The organism is Veillonellaceae bacterium (assembly GCA_025992895.1).
Taxonomy (GTDB): Bacteria; Bacillota; Negativicutes; order Veillonellales; family Dialisteraceae; genus Dialister.
The window spans coordinates 1716507-1737234 of record DAJPGA010000001.1 but is presented as its reverse complement, the minus strand read 5'-3'; the positions used below and the strand labels follow the sequence as shown (position 1 = coordinate 1737234).

The window sequence follows — 20728 nt, the reverse complement described above, 5'->3', positions numbered from 1 at the left end:
TATGGCAGGTTATGTAGAAAAAGGAATTATCCGGCTTCATAAGAAAATTGCTAAGGACATCTGGCAGATGCAGATTGAACTTCCGCTGACAGCCAGAGAAGCAAAGCCAGGACAGTTCATCCATATGAAAGTCAATGATCCGCGTTACCTTTTGAGGCGTCCGATTTCCATTGCGGGAACGGATCCTGAAAAGGGACTTGTTGAAATCATTTACCGTATCGTCGGAAAAGGAACAGAAGCCATGTCCCATCTGAAAGAAGGGGATGTCGTAGACAGCTTAGGGCCTCTTGGTACATCCTTTTCCATGGATAAGGATCATATCGTAGGCATTGGCGGCGGCATTGGAATCGCGCCAATCCTTTTCATGGCAAGAGAGGCAAGACCTGGACAGATGACTGTCGTTATAGGAGGCAGGAATAAAGAAGAAGTATTCTGGAAGGATTTATTCCCCGATACGGTCAGGAAAATGGTCGTAACGACGGATGATGGATCTTATGGAATCAAAGGATTTTCCGTTTCCGTGCTTCCGCAGATGTTTGCAGAAGAAAAGGTCGACGAAGCCTGCGTATGCGGACCGGCCATCATGATGAAAACTGCTGCAGAGATGGCAAAGGCGGCAAGCGTATACTGCGAAGTCTCCATGGAGAGAAGAATGGGATGCGGCATCGGCACATGCCTTGGCTGCGTTTGCGACAAGAAATCGGGCGAAGGCCATTACAAGGTATGCACTGACGGCCCTGTGTTTAACGCAGAGGAGGTTGTATTATGACAAATCTGTCGGTAAACTACCTGGGAATCCCGATGAAGACACCGCTGATCGGCGCATCCGGGACAGTAGGATTCGGACTTGAAATTGCCGAATACGTCGACATGAATAAGGTCGGCGCCATTTCCGGGAAGGGCCTTGCACCGACTCCCTGGAAGGGAAATGAAGGCATACGTGTTGCCGAGACGGAATCAGGCATGCTGAATGCGATTGGATTGGAAAATCCAGGCGTGCCTTACTTTATTGAGCATTACCTTCCGAAGGTTAAAAAGCTGGGCGTTCCTTTCATCGCCAATATGGTGGGGAAGACGACTGAAGAATATGCAGAATGTGCAAAAATGCTGACAGTAGACGGCGTTGATGCGCTGGAAGTCAATATTTCCTGCCCGAATGTCAAGGAAGGCGGCGTCGCTTTCGGGACAGATCCCAAACAGGCAGCCGCTGTGACAAGAGCCATCAAGGACAGCACGAATCTTCCTGTCATCGTAAAACTGTCACCGAACGTGACCGATATCGTCACGATTGCAAAGGCGGTGGAAGACGCAGGCGCTGATTCCCTGTCCCTTGTCAATACGCTTTTAGGACTTGCCATTGATGTCAGGACAAGACGCCCGATTCTTGGAAATATAACAGGCGGATTCTCCGGGCCTGCCATCAAGCCGATTGCGCTCCGCATGGTATGGCAGGTGGCAAAGGCCGTCAATATTCCGGTATCCGGATTAGGCGGCATCATGACCGGTATCGATGCCATTGAGTTTATGATGGCAGGTGCAGATACGGTTCAGATTGGCACAGCCAATATCATTGATCCTAATGCGATGGAACGTATTGCTGATGAAATGGATGAATGGTGCGATAAAAACGGTGTCAAAGATATCCGGGAAATCGTTGGTACGCTGAAAGCCTAATAGAAATCCAACACAAAAAGGACTGCTCATTTGAGCAGTCCTTTTCAAATGCTTATTAAGAATGATGGGGCAGCGTTATTTTTTAGCGCCGTTGAAGTTGTTGTCGTCATCCCACCATACGATACCCCTCTGGTTCTTGAGTACTTTCTTGTGGAAAATCGGAAGCTTGATGCCTTTTGCAAGCTGTTCTTCATAATCCTTCAGGCATGTACGGACCTGCGGGAATAAGAGGAGAATAGCTGTAACGTTTGTCAAAACCATGAATGCCATGAAGAGGTCAGCCAGATTCCAGACGAGCGGAAGATCGGCAATGGAACCCCAGAAAATCATGACAGCAATCAGTACGCGGAAAAGATTCAGCGGCCATTTTTTATGAGTCAGATGGCCGATATTGATTTCACCGTAGTAGTAGTTGCCAATAAGAGAGGTGAATGCAAAGAGGAAGATCAGGATAGAAACAGCTTTTGGAGCCATAGGGCCAAAGTACTGCGCCAGATCCCACTGTATCAGTTCGATACCGGTCAGTCCGGTAGATGCATAATCACCAGTTAAAAGAACAATGAATGCAGATGCAGAGCAGATGAAGAGTGTATCGACATATACGCCGAATGCCTGAATCAGGCCCTGTACAACAGGATGGTTGGCATCAGCTGTTGCAGCTGCGTTTGGAACGGAACCTTCGCCGGCTTCATTGGAGAAGAGGCCTCTCTTGAAGCCAGTCAGGACAGCAGCACCCATGCCGCCGCCAAATGCAGCCTGCCAGTCAAATGCATCTCTGAAAATGATGTAGAAAACATGCGGCATATCCGTGATGTTGTAAATCATGATGCCAAGAGCGATAACGATGTAAAGGCCTGCCATGATCGGAACCATCCATTCAGTGACGCGGGCAATGCGTCCCATGCCGCCGCAGATGACAAGCATGGCAAGAACTGTAACAACAGCTCCGACGATCATACGGTCAGCACCGAGCGCATGGTTCAGTGCAAGGGAAATGGTATTGGACTGGACGGAGTTGTAAATCATGCCGTAAGTAACGGAAATGAGAATGGCAAAGATAGCTGCCCAGAGTTTGTGACCCAAACCGTTTTTCAAGTAGTAAGCAGGACCGCCTCTGAAACCGTTTCCGTCTTCACGCGGAACTTTGTAAATCTGAGCCAGAGTACTTTCTACAAATCCTGTGGCAGAGCCAATGACGGCAATGAACCACATCCAGAAAATAGCTCCAGGGCCGCCAGATACGATAGCAATTGCAATGCCGGCAATGTTGCCTACGCCGACGCGGGATGCTGTACTGACGCAGAACGCCTGAAAAGGAGAAATTTCATTTCCTTCAGTTTTTGTGCCGGCCGTATTTGCAATCAGTTTGAACATCGTGCCGAAATAGCGAAGCTGTACTGCTTTTGTGCGGACCGTAAAGTACACACCTGCGCCTACCAAAAGGATAATAATGACTGACGACCACAGGACGCCGTTGATTGATGAGACAATGTCGTTTAATGACTCCATACCATACTCCTCTTCTTCTTTTAATACAATATATATGTACAAATTCAATTCATTATATAATGTTTTGCCGCTTTGTACAACATCATGAATATAAATTTATCATGACGGGAGGATTAGAAAAGTTAAGGAAAGCCCGTCGAAGCACAAAGATACGGGGCGAAAGGAATGGATGCATAAAAGGAGAGAGGCTTTCCTGATATATGTGTACGTGTGGGATGGACACTCGTCTGGATGAGGGATTAAAAACATGCGGTAATTTGGGATGCCGTTGTATATTTCATTCATTTTAAAACATTTCAAACCACGATGAGTTTTTCTGGAATCGTGCGGTGAAGAATGAACGAAATCGGAAGATTTCGCATTTATAAAACAAGGGGGTTCAGGCGTATTTTTACAAATTTGGCGAAAAATGGTAAAATACAGAAGTTCGTGGAGGTGATAGATGTGCGTGACTTATATAAATGGAGCTGTGCTGCTGTTTTGTGGCTCATGACTTCCATGGCTGTTTCCGCGGAAACGCTGACAGCAGGTATGAGTGGAAGCGCGGTTACTGATCTGCAAAATGCACTTGTCCAGGCGGGCTATTTAGCCAGAACCGTAGATGGAGACTACGGCTCGACGACAAAGGAAGCTGTATTCCTTTTTCAGAAGGATCATGGGCTTTCAGCGACAGGGATGGCAGATGATGCGACCATTGCATCCATCCGAAGAAATGAGAACTCCGGCTACCGGAATGGAGGCGGAGTTGTGTATGCATCAGGCAACAGGGGAGATGTCATCATTGATATGCAGCTGAGTCTACAGAAAGCCGGCTATTTGAAAGGCGGCATTGATGGTGTCTACGGGCAGGATACGGAAAAAGCTGTCAGGGCTTACCAGAAGGATCATGGATTTCCTGTATCCGGCGTAATTGATGAGATGACATACAATTCTCTTAAAGGGAAAAGCAGTCAGGAAAGCGCCCCGGCCAGGTCAAACCGCTCATCCCGCTTGTATGGAATCGGAGACAGCGGAGACCGGGTGCTCGATATCCAGAATAAGCTGAAGAAGCTTGGTTATCTTGACGGAACGGTTGACGGTATTTACGGCGGTCTTACTGCCAATGCAGTGAAATCTTTCCAGGGAGATCAGGGAATTTCCGAGACAGGGGAAATCGATGAAGGGACGCTGGATGCTCTTTCTCAGGCCTACGCTGACAGGCCGGGGGATTTCTCTCTTGCTTTGGGCGACTCGGGAAAGAAAGTCATTCTTCTTCAAAACAAGCTCCTTCTGCATGGATACAATCCCGGAACAGCTGACGGCGTTTACGGGCAGAGCACGGCTGATGCAGTAAAAGCTTTCCAGGCCGAGCAGAATCTGGCAAGGACAGGGAGCGTAGACAGCAATGTCTGGAAAAGACTGGATGATCCGCCCCGCTTTACCGGGAACTATATCAAGGTGTTCCATATGGAAGCGACAGCTTATACACCAAATGACGGGAGCGGAAGCGGGCATACGGCCCTTGGCGGTTATGCAGGCAAAGGGCATGCTGCTGTCGATCCTAATGTGATCCCGCTTGGAAGTATCGTTTTCATTGAAGGATACGGCTACGCTATATGTGATGATATCGGCGGCGCCATTCATGGCATGATTATTGATGTCGGAGTTGACACACTGGATCAGGCATATGCGTGGGGGACAAAACCGCGCGTAACAGTCTATCTCATAAAATAAAAGAAGGCAGGTGGTCTTATGGCCGCCTGCTTTTACTTTTTTGCCAATACACAGGAAAGTTTTTATGAACTGTATTTTTCAGGACGATTTTTTCTTATGTATACGCTGTTTTCCTTGCCATGAGATGTGTCATTTGCTAAAATAAAACTCATGGGTTTTATTAAATTTTTTATTTGAACACAAAAGCTCCGGGAAATTCTTTTCCGGTATTTTGCATTTCATTTTGTTGCAGTTCAGGAGGTTGTATGGCAGAGTTGACAGCCGTCATTTTGGCAGCCGGTCAGGGAACCCGTATGAAATCCGCTTATCCCAAGGTACTTCACCGTGTGTGCGGCGTACCGATGGCTGAGCAGGTCATCCGTGTTGTCAGACAGGGCGGATTTGAAAAGTGTGTCGTAATCACAGGTTTTAAGGAAAAACTTGTAAGAGAATGCCTGGAAGATAAAAAAGTCGTATTTGTACATCAGGAAGAACAGCTCGGAACAGGCCATGCCGTCATGCAGGCGCTGCCTGAATTCAAGGATGATCCGGAAGGATATGTCCTTGTCGTCTGCGGAGACACTCCGCTTCTTCGCGCTGAAACAATCAGGGATCTGACGGATACATGCATTTCCAATGGAGCATCCGCTGCGGTTCTGACAGCCGTTCTGGATAATCCGTTCGGATACGGAAGAGTTCTCCGTGATGGAAAAGGAAATATGACATGCATCGTAGAGCAGAAGGACGGAACGCCTGAGCAGCTTTCCGTTCATGAAATCAATACGGGGACCTATGTGTTCCGCGCAAAGGATCTCATTGATGCTTTGGGACGTATTGACAACAAAAACGCGCAGGGCGAGTATTACCTGACCGACGTGTTTGGCATCATGATCCGCGATGGAAAGAAAGTCATTCCGAAGATCTGCGATAATCCTGAAGAAACCGAAGGCGTCAATTCACGCATTCAGCTTGCCGAGGCAGACAGGATTCTCCGCCTCCGCAAGGCAGAGGAATTGATGGCTGAAGGCGTCAGCATTATAAATCCGGAGAATACATACATCGGACAGGATGTAAAAGTGGGTAGAGACACCATCCTTTATCCGGGTACGATCCTTGAAGGAAGTACCGTGATTGGGGAAGGATGCGTCATTGGTCCCGATACCCAGCTGACAGATGTCACCTGCGGCGATTTTACTCATCTGAACCGCGTTTATGCACATGAATGCAAAATCGGCTCGTATAATGAAATCGGACCTTTCGTTCATCTTCGTCCGAATACCGACCTTCATGATCACATAAAGATCGGAAACTTCGTAGAAGTGAAGAATTCTACCGTTGGAAATGGGACAAAGCTTCCGCATCTCATTTACTGCGGTGATTCAGATCTCGGCGAAAATGTGAATTTCGGCTGCGGCACCGTTACCGTCAACTTCGATGGCAAGGAAAAACACCGCTGCAAAATTGATGATCACGCTTTCATCGGATGCAATACAAACCTTGTTGCTCCCGTTCATATCGGAGAACGCGCCTTTACGGCAGCAGGGTCTACCATAACAAAAGATGTTCCTGCCAATGCGCTTTCTGTTGCCCGTGCAAAGCAGAGAAATATCGAAGACTGGGTCAAGGATGACACTTACAAAGATTAATTCTTTGAAACCTGTGGATTTATGAATCTTTTGTTATGATTAAATTTTAAAAAAGTAATAAAAATTTTCAGATATCCAAGTGAAACTGGTATATAATGAAATGGAATAGTCCGGTTAGGGACAAATCAGCAATTCCATATAAATTTTTAACTTTCATCTATGTGAAAGGAAAGGGAGAATCAGCAAATGGACATGGAAGACACTTCTAAATTGAAGATTTTTACGGGTACCGCGCATCCGGCTCTGGCAAAGGAAATTTCTGACTACATTGGAGTCCCGCTCGGTAAAGCAATCTGCGGCCGCTTCAATAATGGAGAAATACAGGTCATGATTAATGAAAGTGTCCGTGGTAAGGACTGCTTTATCATTCAGCCGACTGGTGCTCCGGTTAATGATAACCTGATGGAAATGCTGATTATGGTTGATGCGCTCAAGAGAGCTTCTGCACGCCACATCACTGTTGTTGTTCCATATTATGGATATGCTCGTCAGGACCGCAAGACAAGAGGCCGTGAACCGATCAGCTCCAAACTGGTTGCCGATCTCATGTCCACTGCCGGCGTAACAAGAGTTGTAACGATGGACCTTCATGCAGGACAGATCCAGGGCTTCTTCAATGTCCCTGTCGATCATCTGATGTCTGCATCTCTTCTGGCAGATTATGTAAAATCCAAGAATCTGGAAAACCTGACCATCGTTTCCCCAGACCTTGGCGGCGTAACAAGAGCCAGAGAACTGGCTGACCGTGTAGGCGCTCCGATCGCCATCATTGAAAAGAGACGTCCGGAACCGGGCGTTGCTAAAGTCATGAACATCATCGGCAACGTAAAAGACAGAAACTGCTTCGTTGTTGATGATATCGTTGACACAGCAGAATCTCTCTGCGAAGGTGCCAAAGCTCTTGCCGAATATGGCGCTAAAGGCGTATATGCTGCAGTCTGCCATCCGGTACTGACAGATCCGGCTACCGAAAGAATCAAGAATTCCAACATCAAGGAACTGATTGTTACAAATTCTCTTCCGATTCCTCCGGAAAAAATCCAGGATAAACTGACGGTTCTTTCCATCGCTCCGCTCCTTGGCGAAGCTATCCTCCGCATTTTCCATGATGCATCCGTCAGCCAGCTCTTCGATAAATAATGAAGATCTTAGCAGGACTCGGAAATCCGGGCAAGGAATATGAACACACCCGCCATAATATGGGGTTTGATGTCATTGATATTCTGGCAAAACGCTGGAATGTTTCTGCATGGAAAGAAACGATGAAGGCGGAAACAGCAGCTGTTGTTGTCAACGGGGAAAAGGTTCTTCTTGTCAAGCCGCTGACCTATATGAATAACAGCGGAGAAGCAGTGGGAGCCATTGCCAATTATTACAAGGTTGGTCTCGATGATATTTATATCATCTGCGATGATCTTGATTTGCCGCCCGGAAAAGTAAGAATTCGCAAAAAAGGCTCCGCAGGAGGCCATAACGGAATCAAATCTCTGATTGCTCATCTGGGAAGCGAAGGATTCACGCGCTTCAGAATCGGCGTGGGTCATCCTCAGGATGGACACACAGTCATAGAGCATGTCCTGGGCCGTCCTTACGGAGACGATATTGCCAAAATCGAAGAGGCAAAGATAAAAACCGCGGATTCCATTGAAACCGCACTGGAAAGCGGCGTGGATCGCGCAATGAACCTCTTTAATCCAAAGAGAAAAGCCTGAATGAAAGCGGCCGCCTGCATGGGCGGCTGTTTTTGATGACTGGGCCAATTGAGCTCTGGAGGTGAAAGAATGAAAGGACACTTAATCGTTCTTGAAGGAATTGATGGAAGCGGGAAAGCAACGCAGTCAGAACTTCTGGAGCAGAATCTGAAAAATCTCGGGAAGGATGTCATGCATATTTCCTTTCCTGATTACGAAAGTGAATCTTCCGCTCTTGTGAAAATGTACCTTCGCGGAGATTTCGGAAAAGATCCGATGGATGTAAATCCGTATGCAGCATCCTTATTCTATGCCGTCGACAGGTTTGCTTCTTTCCGCACCAAGTGGAAAAAGTTTTATGAAAACGGCGGGATTGTCATTGCAGACCGGTACACGACAAGCAATATGGTGCATCAGATGACAAAGTATGATCAGGCAGAGGAAAGGAAGAAATTCCTTCAATGGCTTGAAACGACCGAGTACGGAGAGCTTGAGCTGCCGAAGCCCGATCTGGTCATCCTGCTCGATATCCCTCTTGCCATTTCAGAAAGACTCATCAGGGAAAGGGCGGCGAAAGGCGGCTCCTCAGATATTCATGAGCAGCATCTGGATTATTTGAAGAAATGTCATGCAGCCTATCAGGAGCTGGTTGCTTTGTACGGCTGGAAGAAGATTTCCTGCGTGGAAGAAGAAAAACTTAGAAGCCCTGATGATATCAGCAGCGATGTAAAAGACGCAGTTCTTTCCATGATGGGAAAATAAACGGACAAGGTCTTTTGATTATATGCTGACTATTGCGTTTATACATCGTTCTGCTATAATAAATAAGAATAGATAATCTCTTCAGGGCGGGGTGGAAGTCCCCACCGGTGGTGACAGCCCACGAACCAATTTCGCTTGGTAAGATCTGGTGTGAATCCAGAGCCGACGGTATAGTCCGGATGAAAGAAGAGTGGATAAGATTCTTAGGAATCCACCTCCCTGGAATGAAAGGGAGGTGGATTTTTTGCGTATTGATGAAGATAGAAAGTACATGGCCCGCGCTCTGGAACTGGCAGTCAGAGGAATGGGGCATACGCGCCCGAATCCAATGGTAGGTGCTGTCATTGTCAAAGACGGGCGTGTCATCGGTGAAGGTTGGCATGAACAGTATGGCGGCCCGCATGCAGAAGTGAATGCATTTAATAACTGCACAGAAGATCCGAAGGGGGCGACTTTGTACGTCAGCCTGGAGCCCTGCTCTCACTACGGGAAGACGCCGCCGTGTGCGGATCTCATTATCCAGAAAGACATCGACCGCGTTGTCACGGCAATGGTTGATCCCAATCCGCTCGTAGCAGGAAAGGGAATCAGGAAATTAAGGGATGCGGGCATTTTTGTTACTGTCGGCGTCATGGAAAAAGAAGCAAAAGAGCTCAATGAAGTTTTCATGAAGTACATCCAGAAGCACAAACCTTTTGTCCTTTACAAAGCGGCCATGTCCCTGGATGGAAAAACAGCCTGCCATACCGGTGAATCCAAGTGGATTTCTTCTGAGGATTCACGCGAGGAGGTTCACGTTCTCCGCGGCTGCTATGCAGGAATTATGGCGGGAGCCGGCACTATACTGGCCGATAATCCGCTTTTGACATCCCGCACGGAAGGTATGATCGATCCGGTAAGAATTATCGTAGATGGCAATCTATCCGTTCCTCTCAAGGCAAAGGTATTTCAGGAACCGGGAAAGGCGATCGTCCTTACGACCACCTCGGCCGATGAGACAAAGCGTGATGCCCTGATTAAAAACGGCATTGATGTCATTATTGCAGACGGCGATATCAAGGGAAAGGTAGACCTCTCGGCTGCTATGACAGGACTTGCCTTGAAAGGAATCGACGGCATCCTTCTGGAAGGCGGCGCAACTCTTGCTGCTGATGCATTTGAGGCAGGAATCGTTGATAAGGTAAGGATTTATGCGGCGCCCATCCTGATTGGCGGAAAAGATGCACCGGGCCTCCTTGGAGGAAAAGGCGCAGACACCATACCGGAAGCGGTTAGGCTAAAAAATATTACAACATTGATGTCAGGCTCTGATCTCATCATTGAGGGTTATGTAGATCACAAAGAAGAATCTCCTAAAGAAGAACCTGAGAAATCAGAAGAAGTTCATGACGAACCTGCATCAGATCTCCCTATCGAAAAAGGAGAGGATGAAAAGGGTGAATAAGAATGTTTACCGGGATTGTTGAGGAAATCGGCCATATCAGGCAGATCAAAAGATCCGGACACAGCTGCACGCTGACCATTTCCTGCAGGACTGTACTGGAAGGGACAAAGCTTGGCGACAGTATTGCGGTCAATGGCGCCTGTCTCACCGTTACAAGAATGGATCGGGATTCTTTTGATGCCGACGTTACGCCTGAAACTTTGAGAAGAACATCCTTCTCCATTTGCCGGCCGGGATCTCCGGTTAATCTTGAAAGAGCACTCAGGCTTTGCGACCGCCTGGGCGGACATATCATGCTTGGCCATGTCGATGGACAGGGAAAAATTCTTTCATTCAGGAAACTGGATAATTCCATCGAAGTTGCCATAACATTAGACAAAGCACTGATGAAATATATTGTTGAAAAAGGTTCTGTCGCCATAGACGGCATCAGCCTTACCGTGGCAGAGAGAACAGATAAAGGTTTCACCATTTCTCTTATCCCTCATACGGGAGAGAAAACGATATTGATGGACAAAAAACCAGGGGATCCGGTCAATATCGAATGTGATTATATAGGAAAGTACATCGAGCAGCTCATGAAAGACAAACCGGGCGAGGGGTTGACGCTGGGGATGCTTCAGAGCCTTGGGCATGGAGGAAGTTATGGATTATAAATTTGACAGTATTGAAGAAATCATTGAAGAAATCCGTGCAGGACACATTGTCATCATGCAGGATCCGGAGTCCAGAGAAAATGAAGGCGATTATATTTGCGCCGCAGAATTTGCTACCCCGGAAAATGTGAACCGTATGGCTTCGGAAGCAAAAGGCGTCATCTGCATGCCGATGTCTGAAGAAATTGCCGAGTCCCTGTACCTGGGACCGATGATCCGCCATAATACGGATAATCATCAGACCGCATTCCTGGAATCTATCGATTATAAAGATTCCGGTACGGGAGTTTCCGCGTATGCCCGCTCTATGACAGCGCTTGAAGCGATCAAGGACGGGGCAAAGCCGGAAGATTTCAGAAGACCCGGCCATCTTTTCCCGCTGAAAGCAAGAAAATGGGGCGTTCTTGAACGTCAGGGCCACACGGAAGCAACTGTCGACCTTGCAAGACTTGCAGGATTAAAACCGGCAGGTCTTTGCTGCGAAATCATGAATGATGATGGAACAATGGCAAGAAGGGATGACCTCTTCAAGCTTGCCAGAGAAAAGAATATGAAGATTGGCAATATTCAGGAGCTCATCGAATACAGGAAAAAGCACGAAGTACTGGTAGATGAAGTTTCTCATGCCAAGCTTCCGACAAAGTATGGTGAATTTGAAATTTACGGATTTGTGAATAAGATGAACGGGGAACACCATGTAGCCCTTTCCATGGGCGATGTTTCTGACGGCAAGCCGGTCCTTTGCCGCATTCATTCTGAATGTCTGACAGGAGACTGCTTCGGTTCCCTTCGCTGTGACTGCGGCCAGCAGCTTGTGCAGGCTATGCGCCAGATTGCCCGTGAAGGACGCGGCGTCCTTGTTTACCTTCGTCAGGAAGGAAGAGGAATCGGCCTGATCAACAAGATCAGAGCCTATGCCCTTCAGGATGAAGGATATGATACCGTTGAAGCGAACCTGAAGCTTGGATTTGCGGCTGACCTTCGTGAATACATGACAGGCGCGCAGATTCTTAAGGCATTGGGCGTAAACAGCATCCGTCTTCTGACCAATAACCCGCAGAAAATCGGAGATGTCAGTGAATACGGCATCACCATTGCATCAAGAGAACCAATTGAAATGGCTCCTACCCGCGAAGACGAATTCTATCTGAAAACGAAGCAGGAAAAAATGGGCCATATGTTAAAGCTTGATAAAGATATTGAAGAACCAAAAGAGTAAGCACAGGAGGCATTCAAAGTGAATATTATTTCCGGACTTTTTAATGAAAGTGAAATCAGAGTAGGAATTGTAGCATCCCGTTTCAATGAAGTCATCGTCAGCAAACTGATTGACGGAGCCGTAGACGGACTTAGCCGTCATGGCGTCGATATGGATAAAGTGGATCTGGCATGGGTGCCGGGTGCTTTCGAAATCCCGCTGGCTGCCAAGAAAATGGCTGAATCAGGAAAATATGATGCTGTCATCTGCCTTGGCGCAGTCATCCGCGGAGAAACAGATCATTATGAACATGTAGCAACCGAAGTGACAAAGGGCGTTGCCATGGCATCACTTTCGAGCGGCATTCCTGTTCTCTACGGCGTATTGACCACCGATACGATTGAACAGGCTGTCAACAGGGCAGGGCTCAAGTCCGGCAACAAGGGCTTTGAATGCGCGATGGATGCTCTTGAAATGGCAAGCCTTTTCAAGAAGCTTGGAAAGTAGGAAGGACTTGTCAAAGGGCTGTGACAAAATGTGCAATTCATTTTGCCGCAGCTCCTTTTTGCGTGGTAGAAATTAGATTATATGAAAGGAATATCCTGTATATGGTATAATATTATAATTGATTTAACATAATACAGGAGGATTGCCGTGGATAAGGAGCAGCTCCCGATGGGGAAGAAATATTATACGATTACATATGGATGCCAGATGAATGAATCTGACACGGAACGTATTAACGGACAGCTGGAAGAACTGGGATATCAGCCGGCTGAAGAAATGGAAGACGCAGACATCGTCATCATGAATACATGCAGTGTCCGCCAGAATGCAGAAGAGAAAGTGTATGGGAAAATCGGTGAAATCAAGAAGCTGAAGGACAAGAATCCGAACATGCTCCTGGGAATCGCCGGCTGTATGGCGCAGGAAAACAAAGGCAAGCTGATTGAAAGAATGCCGATCATTGATTTTGTTATCGGACCGTACCATATTCATGATCTGAAAGATATTGTCTCCAAAGAAAATGCACGAGGCGGCCATGTCGTCAAGACAGAAAGAAATCCGCACAGCGTTGAAGATTACAGTGAACTGAAATCTGTCAGAAAGTCCAAGACTTTCGCATGGGTTCCGATCATGCAGGGATGCAATAAGTTCTGTACTTACTGCATCGTTCCCTATGTAAGAGGCCGTGAAATCAGCCGTACGATTGATGACATTTCCAATGAAATCCAGACTCTTGCCGATGAAGGTTACAAGGAAGTTACACTTCTCGGGCAAAATGTCAATTCTTACGGGCTCGATTTCAGGAACGGGACTGATTTCGGTGACTTGATCCGTGCCATCGACAAGATTGATGGCATTGAAAGAGTCCGCTACATGACATCCCATCCAAGAGATATGACATTCGATATGATTGATGCCATGGCAGAATCACCGAAGGTTGTCCGTCATATGCATCTTCCCGTCCAGCACGGATCCAATGAAATGCTGAAGAAGATGAACCGCGGATATACGATTGAACATTTCAAGGAACTTCTTTCCTACGTAAGGAGCAAAATGCCTGATATTGTCGTAACGACAGATCTTATTACGGGATTTCCGGGAGAAACGGAAGAAATGCACCAGGAAACGCTGGCTCTCTTGAAGGAAGTTCGTTTCGATTCCGCTTATACATTTATTTATTCTCCAAGAACCGGAACGCCTGCAGCAAGAATGGAAGACCAGATCGATTCCGACACCAAGCACAGACGTCTGCAGGAACTGATGGATGTGGAAAATGAAATCAGTCTTGAACTCAATAAGGAAATGGAAGGAAAGACATATTCCATTATCGTAGAAGGTCCTTCCAAGCAGGATCCGATGAACTGGTACGGAAGAACTTCCGGGAACAAAATGATCTTATTCCCGTACAAGGAAGGAATTTCCGTCGGAGATACGGTTGACGTTAAAGTTGACACAGCGCAGACCTGGGTTCTCAAGGGAGAACTGATCTGAATTCTGTCTTGTCATTTGATCGAGAGGTGATTGAGATTGGCTAAAACGCCATTAATGGATCAATACAAAGAGATAAAAGAGGGGTATAAGGACTGCCTGCTCTTTTACCGTCTGGGTGATTTTTACGAATTGTTTTATGATGACGCGTACACGGCTTCTCATGAACTGGAATTGACCCTGACAGGAAAGAATGCAGGCGCAGAAGGCCGCGTTCCCATGTGCGGCGTGCCGTACCATGCGGCCGAGGTCTATATTTACCGTTTGATTCAAAAAGGGTACAAAGTAGCTATCTGCGAACAGCTTGAAGATCCTAAAAAAGCAAAGGGACTCGTTAAGCGTGATGTCATCCGTGTCATTACGCCGGGAACCATTCTCTTTGAAAATGCCATTGCGGATAAATCCAACAACTATCTGGCCTGCCTTCTTGAGAAAGACAAGAAGATCCATATGGTCCTCTGTGATATTTCAACAGGCGAAAGCTGGTGGGGGATCTGGAATCTTAAAAAGGAGCAGGACGATTTCCTGGATGTCCTTTCTGTATATAATCCGGCAGAACTCGTATGCGGCGTATCAGATGATTTCTACCGCCAGCTGACATCATTCTGCTCATCAAGGCTTGGAAGCTGCCTTGTCACAAGAATGCCTGAAACAGATGAAATGTGCAAGGCACCTGCGATTGCGGAATCGATTGAAGATGAAAATGTACGCATGGCCTTTGGATATCTGGCGGATTATCTGCAAAATGTCATGAGAGACAACCTGCCGGAATTCCATTCCGTACAGCCGATCAGGGAAGATCATACGCTGATTCTTTCCGACCAGTGCATCAGAAATCTTGAAATCACCAGAAATATGAGGGATGGCGGAAGAAGAGGAACGCTTCTTGAGCTTCTTGATCACACGCATACGGCGATGGGGGCAAGACTTTTGCGGCGCTGGCTTGAAAGGCCTCTGGTGGATGTGAATGGAATCATCCTTCGTCAGGACGGGATTGAAGAACTTACGAATCATGCCATGGAATTAACACAGCTCGAAGAGCTGCTTTCGCAAGTCTTTGACTTTGAAAGAATCCTTGGACGTATCGAAGCCAATGTTACATCACCGAAGGATTTGCTGGCACTCAAAGCAACGCTCAAGATTGTGCCGCAGATCAAGAATCTCCTTTCATCTTCCAGTTCAGTCATCCTGAAAAAGCTGAACGGGCAGATGAAAGTGCATGAAGCCGTTTTTGACCTTCTGGATCGTGCGATGAATGAAAATGGCACAGGAAATATCAAGGATGGCAAATACATAAAAAAAGGATTTTCCGAAGAGCTTGACGAAATCCGCTCTTTGTCGGAAGACAGCCAGGAATATATAGCAAAGCTGGAAGAAGAGGAAAAGGAGAAGACGGGCATCAAGCTGAAGATCGGATTCAATAATGTCTTTGGTTATTACTTTGAAATCTCCAATGCCAATAAGATTCCTGTTCCTGAGTATTATGTGAGAAAACAGACGCTGGTCAATGCGGAAAGATACATTACCCCCGAGCTGAAGGAATTCGAGGCTAAAGCGCTCTCCGCCAAGGAAAAGACCGAAGAGCTCGAACTTAAGATCTACCAGATGGTCAAAGCGGAAATACGCCCGGAAATCCCGGATATGCAGAGAACGGCTTCTGCTCTGGCGGGGATTGACTGCATAGCAAGCCTTGCAAGGGCAGCCCTGAAAGACCGCTATGTAAGACCGCAGATCCTCCCACAGAAGGAAGGCCGCATTTCGATTTCCGATGGAAGGCATCCGATGGTCGAACATGCCCTCAATCATGAAATGTTTGTGCCAAACGATACGGAACTGAATCATGATAATCAGGAAATCCTGGTTATCACAGGGCCTAACATGGCAGGTAAGTCGACATACATGCGTCAGGTTGCTGTTTTGACGATTATGGCGCAGATCGGATCCTTCATACCGGCTAAAAGCGGCATGTTTTCTCCTGTCGACCGCATATTCACAAGAATCGGAGCCACGGATGACATATCGACCGGTCAGAGTACGTTCATGGTGGAAATGCAGGAGGTATCGCACATTCTCCGCAATGCCACCAGGAACAGCCTGATTCTTCTTGATGAAATCGGGAGAGGCACGAGCACATATGACGGCATGAGTATTGCAAGAGCCGTTGTCGAATACATTGATAAAAAGATTCATGGCTTTACTTTGTTTGCCACACACTATCATGAGTTGTCAGATATGGCAGATGGCAGCAGCAAGATCAAGAATTATACGGTAACAGTGAAGGAACGCGGGAAGGATGTCGTATTTCTCCGCCGCATTGTTCCAGGCTGTGCAGACAGAAGCTACGGAATCCATGTAGCAAGACTTGCCGGGCTTCCTGAATCTCTCCTGAAAAGAGCAGACGATATTCTTGAAGGACTGGAGGAATCGGATGGTAAAGGGTACCATGCGCCTTCTGCTCCTTCTAATGAAGCAAGAGAAACCGGCCTTGATCTTTTTGCATCGCCCATCATCAATGAACTGGCAGACCTTGATGTCATGAGCAAGACACCGATTGAAGCCATGGAGATTTTATTCCGACTGAGTAAGGAAGCAAAGGAGAGCCGATAATGGGATTAATTCATGTTCTTGATGAAGTTACGGCGAATCAGATTGCTGCAGGAGAAGTCGTCGAGCGTCCGGTCAATGCTGTCAAAGAGCTTGTGGAAAATTCTGTCGATGCAGGCGCTCATGAAGTGGAAATAGAAATTGCAGACGGCGGGATGACCTACATTCGTGTGACGGATAACGGTTCTGGAATGACTGCAGAAGATGCCAAGATGTCCATTATCCGCCACGCCACTAGCAAGATTTCCAATGTGGATAACATTTATCACATCGCCTCCCTGGGATTCCGCGGGGAAGCACTTCCAAGCATTATGTCCGTTTCAAGGTCATCCATCACGACAAGAAGACCGGAAGATGTTGAAGGAACGGTCATTGATATCAAGGGCGGCGTTGTTGAGGACGTGCGTGCCGCCGGAACGCCAGCCGGCACAACGGTTGAGGTCAGGGAGCTTTTCTATAACGTTCCGGCGAGGAAGAAATTCCTGAAATCAGAAAGAACGGAATCGGCTAGAATCAATACGATGGTGGGAAAACTGGCCCTTGCCAATCCGGATGTGGCTTTCCGCCTGATCAATAATGGAAGGGTTGTCATTGAAACACCGGGAAACGGAAGACTTCTTGACGTAGTCTCTGCTTTATATGGTGTAAAGACAGCCGGTGAAATGCTTGAAGTCAAAGAAGAAGGGGAAAATATCTTCCTTAACGGACTGATTTCAAAACCATCACTCTTAAAGAGCAGCCGCCAGTTCCAGACGCTGATCATCAACCGGAGAGTCATTGAAAGTTCTGTCATTTCAAAAGCTGTGGACAATGCATACCATTCACTTCTTCCGAAGAATGGCTATCCGCTTCTTGTTCTTTCCTTTGATGTGCCGCCGGAAAGTATCGACGTCAATGTGCATCCTCAGAAAAGGGAAATCAAGTTTTCTGATGAACAAATGGCATTCCGCACGGTGTACCATGCCGTTTTAAGGACGCTCACATCCCAGTCGGATGCAGACAGCATTGCCCGTGAGATGATCAAGGATCCGGGCCATCAAGTTCTTGGTGAAATGGATGTAAATCCGGTCAATGTGAAAGTGGAAGAACAGAAACCGCTGCACGATATCGGGCTTGCTATGGAGCCGGGAGAGGCAAAGGCTCCCTCTGTCCCTGATTCATGGAGAGCGCATCTTGAAGAATACAGCCAGCAGCAGAAAGGATCTTCATCTTCCGGCGCTGGAAAAAGCTCTGAAACGATGCGGGAGACATTCCAGCCATCAGTAGGAAGCCGTGAAATCCTGTCGGATAAGCCATTCTTCAAGAGAGAAGATCAGGAAGATCATCAGGAATTGAAGGATCAGAAAACAATTTCTGAAGGCGTCTTATTTGAATCAGAAAAAGAAGAAGCAGAAACGGTTATCCCTTTAGGACAGGTGGCAGACTGCTTCATTCTCTGCCAGCATGGGAAGGATCTTTTCATCATTGACCAGCATGCAGCGCATGAACGCGTTCGTTATGATAAGCTTGCAGAAAGAGCGGAAGGAATTCCTGTCCAGAAACTCCTGATTCCTCATCTGATCCATGTGGAGCCGGATGATATTCTGATTTTGCAGGATCATGAAAAAGAACTGGTCAAGCTGGGCATTACATTTGAGCAGGCGGGTCCTGATGTCATACGCGTGACCGGAGCACCGGAAGATTTTGCCGATGATGAACTCCTTCGCGTCGTAAGGGATATTTTAGTTGCCTATCACGATGAAGATATGGTTTCACCTGAAACGCTCCGCCACCGCATGATGGCCTATGCCGCATGCCGCGGCGCTATCAAGAGGGGAGACCCCTTGAATATCCGCCAGATGAAGGAACTGATTACAGATCTCTTCCACACGTCCCGCCCGTTTGTATGTCCGCATGGGAGACCGACGATTGTAAGATTCACACCTGAAGAACTGGGAAGGCTGTTCAAAAGGCCATGAAGATTGCTGCAACAACGATCTCGGATGCTCCGGGACTGATCAGAGAAAAGGCAAAAGAGCGTGCAAAAGCTTTGGATATCCCTTACCTTGAGAGGGAAGACAAGCTTGAAGAGATGGCAGAGAAGTACAAGGCAGAAGGTTTTCTGATTTATGGCAGGCGCCTTCCTTCCTTTAAGACGAAAGACGGGGAATACCATTTTCATTTAGGAACATCCGTCCTTCGGACGCGCCAGATCCTTGCGGGAAATGGGGACCGCTTATGCAGACTGCTTCCCAAAGAAGAACCATGCCGCGTCCTTGACTGTACCTTCGGCCATGCGAATGATTCCACGACGATTTCCTGGTTCTTAGGAGACAGGGGGAGCGTCACAGCCTTGGAAAAAAGCACTGCACTCTATGAAATAGGAAGGGCCGGCATAGAATCTTATCGGGATAAAGACACGGCGCTGACGGATGCCGTTCGGAGAATCCATTTAATTCATGCTGATTTTAAGGAATATCTGAAAAATATTCCAGAGAAAAGTTTTGATGTCGTTTACTTTGATCCCATGTTCCGGCATCCTGTGCAGGCCAAAGTCAATGATATGACAGGCTTTCGGGAAGCGGCTGCTTATGACAGGCTCGATGACGAGACGATTCTGCTGGCCATGCGCGCGGCCAGGACGCGTGTGATTGTCAAAGAGCGCCCGTTTTCATTGCTTTTCAAGAAGGTCTTTTTTACAAGGATTGAAGCCAAAAAAGGGCAGACCACGGCATACGGGGTGATTGATTTATCATGAAGGAAAAGCTTATAACCATATTAGGGCCGACCGCTTCCGGTAAATCAGAAGTCGGGATTGAGATTGCAAAAGCTCTGGGGTCTTCCATCATTTCCGGCGATGCATTCCAGGTCTACAAGGAAATGGATATTGGAACAGCCAAGGTGAAAAAAGAAGAAATGCAGGGAATCCCCCATTATCTTGTCGACTGCATCGATCCCAGAGAATCCTATTCCGCTGCTGATTTTCAGGAGAAAGCTTCAGAAATCATAACAAGGGAAAATAAAGAAGGAAGAATCCCTGTCCTTGTAGGAGGAACGGGGCTTTATATCCAGTCACTTCTGGAGGGTTATTCTTTCCTGCCTAAGTCTGATCAGCGGAAAAAGTGGCATGATTTTTATTTGGACAATGGGAAAGAAGGTCTTGAAAGAGAACTTAAGAAAGCCGGCGTCAGGGAAATTCCTGATGATCCGCAGAGAATGCTGAGAAAACTGGAGCTGATTGATGCAGAAGGCAGGGATTTATCTCCGGAAAAGAGCCAATCTCTCATTTATGATGGTCCAGTTATAGGGATTGCTATGGACAGAGCGGTCTTATATGATAGAATAAATAAGCGAGTTTGTCATATGATGCAGGACGGATTATATGATGAAGTTCAAAAACTTCTGGATTCAGGCATTCCGGAAACAGCCCAGTCATTGAAAGCCATTGGTTATAGGGAAATGGTTCAATGCATAAAAGGCGGGCTCTCTATGGAAGAGGCAAAAGCTCTCATCCAGAAAAATACTCGCCATTTCGCGAAACGGCAGATTACATGGTATAAGAGAATGCCGTATATTCACTGGTATGAAAGAAATGAGTTTAACCAGGACACGTGGTGCAAGGAAATCACGGATTATGTCATTTCATATTTTAGAGGAGAATGTGAAGATGGAAGGTAAAATGAATCTGCAGGATACATTTTTAAATGAAGCCAGGAAAGAAAATGCGCCTGTCAGCATTTTTTTGATGAATGGCGTTCAGTTAAAGGGAAAGGTAAAGTCTTTTGACAGCTTTACCGTACTTCTTGTAAGCGAAAATCGTTCGCAGCTGATTTACAAGCATGCTATTTCTACAATACAAAGGATCTGATTGAGTGAAA

General features: G+C 47.0%; 18 protein-coding genes and 1 riboswitch. Of the genes, 17 read left to right on the top strand and 1 reads right to left on the bottom strand.

Annotated features, from left to right (window positions below):
- The first annotated feature begins 1 nt into the window (after position 1).
- Positions 2 to 769 (top strand): dihydroorotate dehydrogenase electron transfer subunit, encoded by a 768-nt coding sequence (locus tag OIM03_07540; protein HJI74126.1) that lies wholly within the window; start codon positions 2 to 4, stop codon positions 767 to 769.
- On the top strand, positions 766 to 1674 hold the full coding sequence (locus OIM03_07535; GenBank protein HJI74125.1) for a dihydroorotate dehydrogenase: 909 nt from the start codon (positions 766 to 768) through the stop codon (positions 1672 to 1674). The genes OIM03_07540 and OIM03_07535 overlap by 4 nt, the downstream gene beginning before the upstream one ends.
- A 75-nt stretch (positions 1675 to 1749) precedes the next feature.
- Here OIM03_07535 and OIM03_07530 read toward each other — a convergent pair whose 3' ends face one another.
- Positions 1750 to 3183 carry an alanine:cation symporter family protein gene (locus tag OIM03_07530; protein HJI74124.1) on the bottom strand — a complete coding sequence of 478 codons (1434 nt, stop codon included), beginning with the start codon at positions 3181 to 3183 and terminating at the stop codon, positions 1750 to 1752.
- 444 nt (positions 3184 to 3627) lie between these two features.
- Between OIM03_07530 and OIM03_07525 the strand changes: the two genes are divergently transcribed.
- The 15 genes from OIM03_07525 (at position 3628) to hfq (ending at position 20718) form a co-directional block, all read left to right on the top strand.
- Positions 3628 to 4896, top strand: a complete 1269-nt coding sequence (locus OIM03_07525) for a peptidoglycan-binding protein (GenBank protein ID HJI74123.1) — start codon at positions 3628 to 3630, stop codon at positions 4894 to 4896.
- Positions 4897 to 5141: 245 nt separating this feature from the next.
- Positions 5142 to 6521: a bifunctional UDP-N-acetylglucosamine diphosphorylase/glucosamine-1-phosphate N-acetyltransferase GlmU gene (glmU, locus tag OIM03_07520; protein ID HJI74122.1), complete on the top strand. Its 1380-nt coding sequence runs from the start codon at positions 5142 to 5144 to the stop codon at positions 6519 to 6521.
- A gap of 186 nt (positions 6522 to 6707) precedes the next feature.
- Positions 6708 to 7661: a ribose-phosphate pyrophosphokinase gene (locus OIM03_07515; GenBank protein HJI74121.1), complete on the top strand. Its 954-nt coding sequence runs from the start codon at positions 6708 to 6710 to the stop codon at positions 7659 to 7661.
- On the top strand, positions 7661 to 8233 hold the full coding sequence (gene pth, locus OIM03_07510) for an aminoacyl-tRNA hydrolase (GenBank protein HJI74120.1): 573 nt from the start codon (positions 7661 to 7663) through the stop codon (positions 8231 to 8233). Before OIM03_07515 ends, pth begins: the two co-directional genes overlap by 1 nt.
- A 69-nt stretch (positions 8234 to 8302) precedes the next feature.
- Complete coding sequence (locus OIM03_07505) at positions 8303 to 8974, top strand: deoxynucleoside kinase (GenBank protein HJI74119.1); 672 nt, start codon at positions 8303 to 8305, stop codon at positions 8972 to 8974.
- 73 nt (positions 8975 to 9047) lie between these two features.
- Positions 9048 to 9169, top strand: a riboswitch (FMN riboswitch).
- Positions 9170 to 9218: 49 nt separating this feature from the next.
- Positions 9219 to 10418, top strand: coding sequence for a bifunctional diaminohydroxyphosphoribosylaminopyrimidine deaminase/5-amino-6-(5-phosphoribosylamino)uracil reductase RibD (gene ribD / locus OIM03_07500; GenBank protein HJI74118.1), 1200 nt, complete (start codon positions 9219 to 9221; stop codon positions 10416 to 10418).
- 2 nt (positions 10419 to 10420) lie between these two features.
- Entirely contained in the window at positions 10421 to 11074 is a 654-nt protein-coding gene (locus tag OIM03_07495; protein ID HJI74117.1) for a riboflavin synthase, read from the top strand.
- On the top strand, positions 11064 to 12293 hold the full coding sequence (gene ribA / locus OIM03_07490; GenBank protein HJI74116.1) for a GTP cyclohydrolase II: 1230 nt from the start codon (positions 11064 to 11066) through the stop codon (positions 12291 to 12293). The genes OIM03_07495 and ribA overlap by 11 nt, the downstream gene beginning before the upstream one ends.
- Before the next feature lie 18 nt (positions 12294 to 12311).
- On the top strand, positions 12312 to 12779 hold the full coding sequence (ribE, locus tag OIM03_07485; GenBank protein HJI74115.1) for a 6,7-dimethyl-8-ribityllumazine synthase: 468 nt from the start codon (positions 12312 to 12314) through the stop codon (positions 12777 to 12779).
- Between the two features lie 168 nt (positions 12780 to 12947).
- Entirely contained in the window at positions 12948 to 14270 is a 1323-nt protein-coding gene (gene miaB, locus OIM03_07480) for a tRNA (N6-isopentenyl adenosine(37)-C2)-methylthiotransferase MiaB (GenBank protein ID HJI74114.1), read from the top strand.
- Between the two features lie 54 nt (positions 14271 to 14324).
- Positions 14325 to 16874 carry a DNA mismatch repair protein MutS gene (mutS, locus tag OIM03_07475; GenBank protein HJI74113.1) on the top strand — a complete coding sequence of 850 codons (2550 nt, stop codon included), beginning with the start codon at positions 14325 to 14327 and terminating at the stop codon, positions 16872 to 16874.
- Positions 16874 to 18829: a DNA mismatch repair endonuclease MutL gene (gene mutL, locus OIM03_07470; protein ID HJI74112.1), complete on the top strand. Its 1956-nt coding sequence runs from the start codon at positions 16874 to 16876 to the stop codon at positions 18827 to 18829. The genes mutS and mutL overlap by 1 nt, the downstream gene beginning before the upstream one ends.
- Positions 18826 to 19608, top strand: a complete 783-nt coding sequence (locus OIM03_07465; GenBank protein ID HJI74111.1) for a class I SAM-dependent methyltransferase — start codon at positions 18826 to 18828, stop codon at positions 19606 to 19608. The genes mutL and OIM03_07465 overlap by 4 nt, the downstream gene beginning before the upstream one ends.
- Positions 19605 to 20528 (top strand): tRNA (adenosine(37)-N6)-dimethylallyltransferase MiaA, encoded by a 924-nt coding sequence (gene miaA, locus OIM03_07460; protein HJI74110.1) that lies wholly within the window; start codon positions 19605 to 19607, stop codon positions 20526 to 20528. Before OIM03_07465 ends, miaA begins: the two co-directional genes overlap by 4 nt.
- A complete protein-coding gene (gene hfq / locus OIM03_07455; GenBank protein ID HJI74109.1) occupies positions 20518 to 20718 on the top strand; it encodes an RNA chaperone Hfq in 201 nt (66 codons plus the stop codon). The genes miaA and hfq overlap by 11 nt, the downstream gene beginning before the upstream one ends.
- The last annotated feature ends 10 nt before the right edge of the window (positions 20719 to 20728 follow it).

What these genes read in the sequence shown, in the direction of transcription:
- OIM03_07540 (HJI74126.1), top strand. Translation starts at nt 2, where the DNA reads ATGGCAGGTTATGTAGAAAAAGGAATTATCCGGCTTCATAAGAAAATT.
- OIM03_07535 (HJI74125.1), top strand. Translation starts at nt 766, where the DNA reads ATGACAAATCTGTCGGTAAACTACCTGGGAATCCCGATGAAGACACCG.
- OIM03_07530 (HJI74124.1), bottom strand. Translation starts at nt 3,183, where the DNA reads ATGGAGTCATTAAACGACATTGTCTCATCAATCAACGGCGTCCTGTGG.
- glmU (HJI74122.1), top strand. Translation starts at nt 5,142, where the DNA reads ATGGCAGAGTTGACAGCCGTCATTTTGGCAGCCGGTCAGGGAACCCGT.
- OIM03_07515 (HJI74121.1), top strand. Translation starts at nt 6,708, where the DNA reads ATGGACATGGAAGACACTTCTAAATTGAAGATTTTTACGGGTACCGCG.
- pth (HJI74120.1), top strand. Translation starts at nt 7,661, where the DNA reads ATGAAGATCTTAGCAGGACTCGGAAATCCGGGCAAGGAATATGAACAC.
- OIM03_07505 (HJI74119.1), top strand. Translation starts at nt 8,303, where the DNA reads ATGAAAGGACACTTAATCGTTCTTGAAGGAATTGATGGAAGCGGGAAA.
- OIM03_07495 (HJI74117.1), top strand. Translation starts at nt 10,421, where the DNA reads ATGTTTACCGGGATTGTTGAGGAAATCGGCCATATCAGGCAGATCAAA.
- ribA (HJI74116.1), top strand. Translation starts at nt 11,064, where the DNA reads ATGGATTATAAATTTGACAGTATTGAAGAAATCATTGAAGAAATCCGT.
- miaB (HJI74114.1), top strand. Translation starts at nt 12,948, where the DNA reads ATGGGGAAGAAATATTATACGATTACATATGGATGCCAGATGAATGAA.
- mutS (HJI74113.1), top strand. Translation starts at nt 14,325, where the DNA reads ATGGATCAATACAAAGAGATAAAAGAGGGGTATAAGGACTGCCTGCTC.
- mutL (HJI74112.1), top strand. Translation starts at nt 16,874, where the DNA reads ATGGGATTAATTCATGTTCTTGATGAAGTTACGGCGAATCAGATTGCT.
- OIM03_07465 (HJI74111.1), top strand. Translation starts at nt 18,826, where the DNA reads ATGAAGATTGCTGCAACAACGATCTCGGATGCTCCGGGACTGATCAGA.
- miaA (HJI74110.1), top strand. Translation starts at nt 19,605, where the DNA reads ATGAAGGAAAAGCTTATAACCATATTAGGGCCGACCGCTTCCGGTAAA.
- hfq (HJI74109.1), top strand. Translation starts at nt 20,518, where the DNA reads ATGGAAGGTAAAATGAATCTGCAGGATACATTTTTAAATGAAGCCAGG.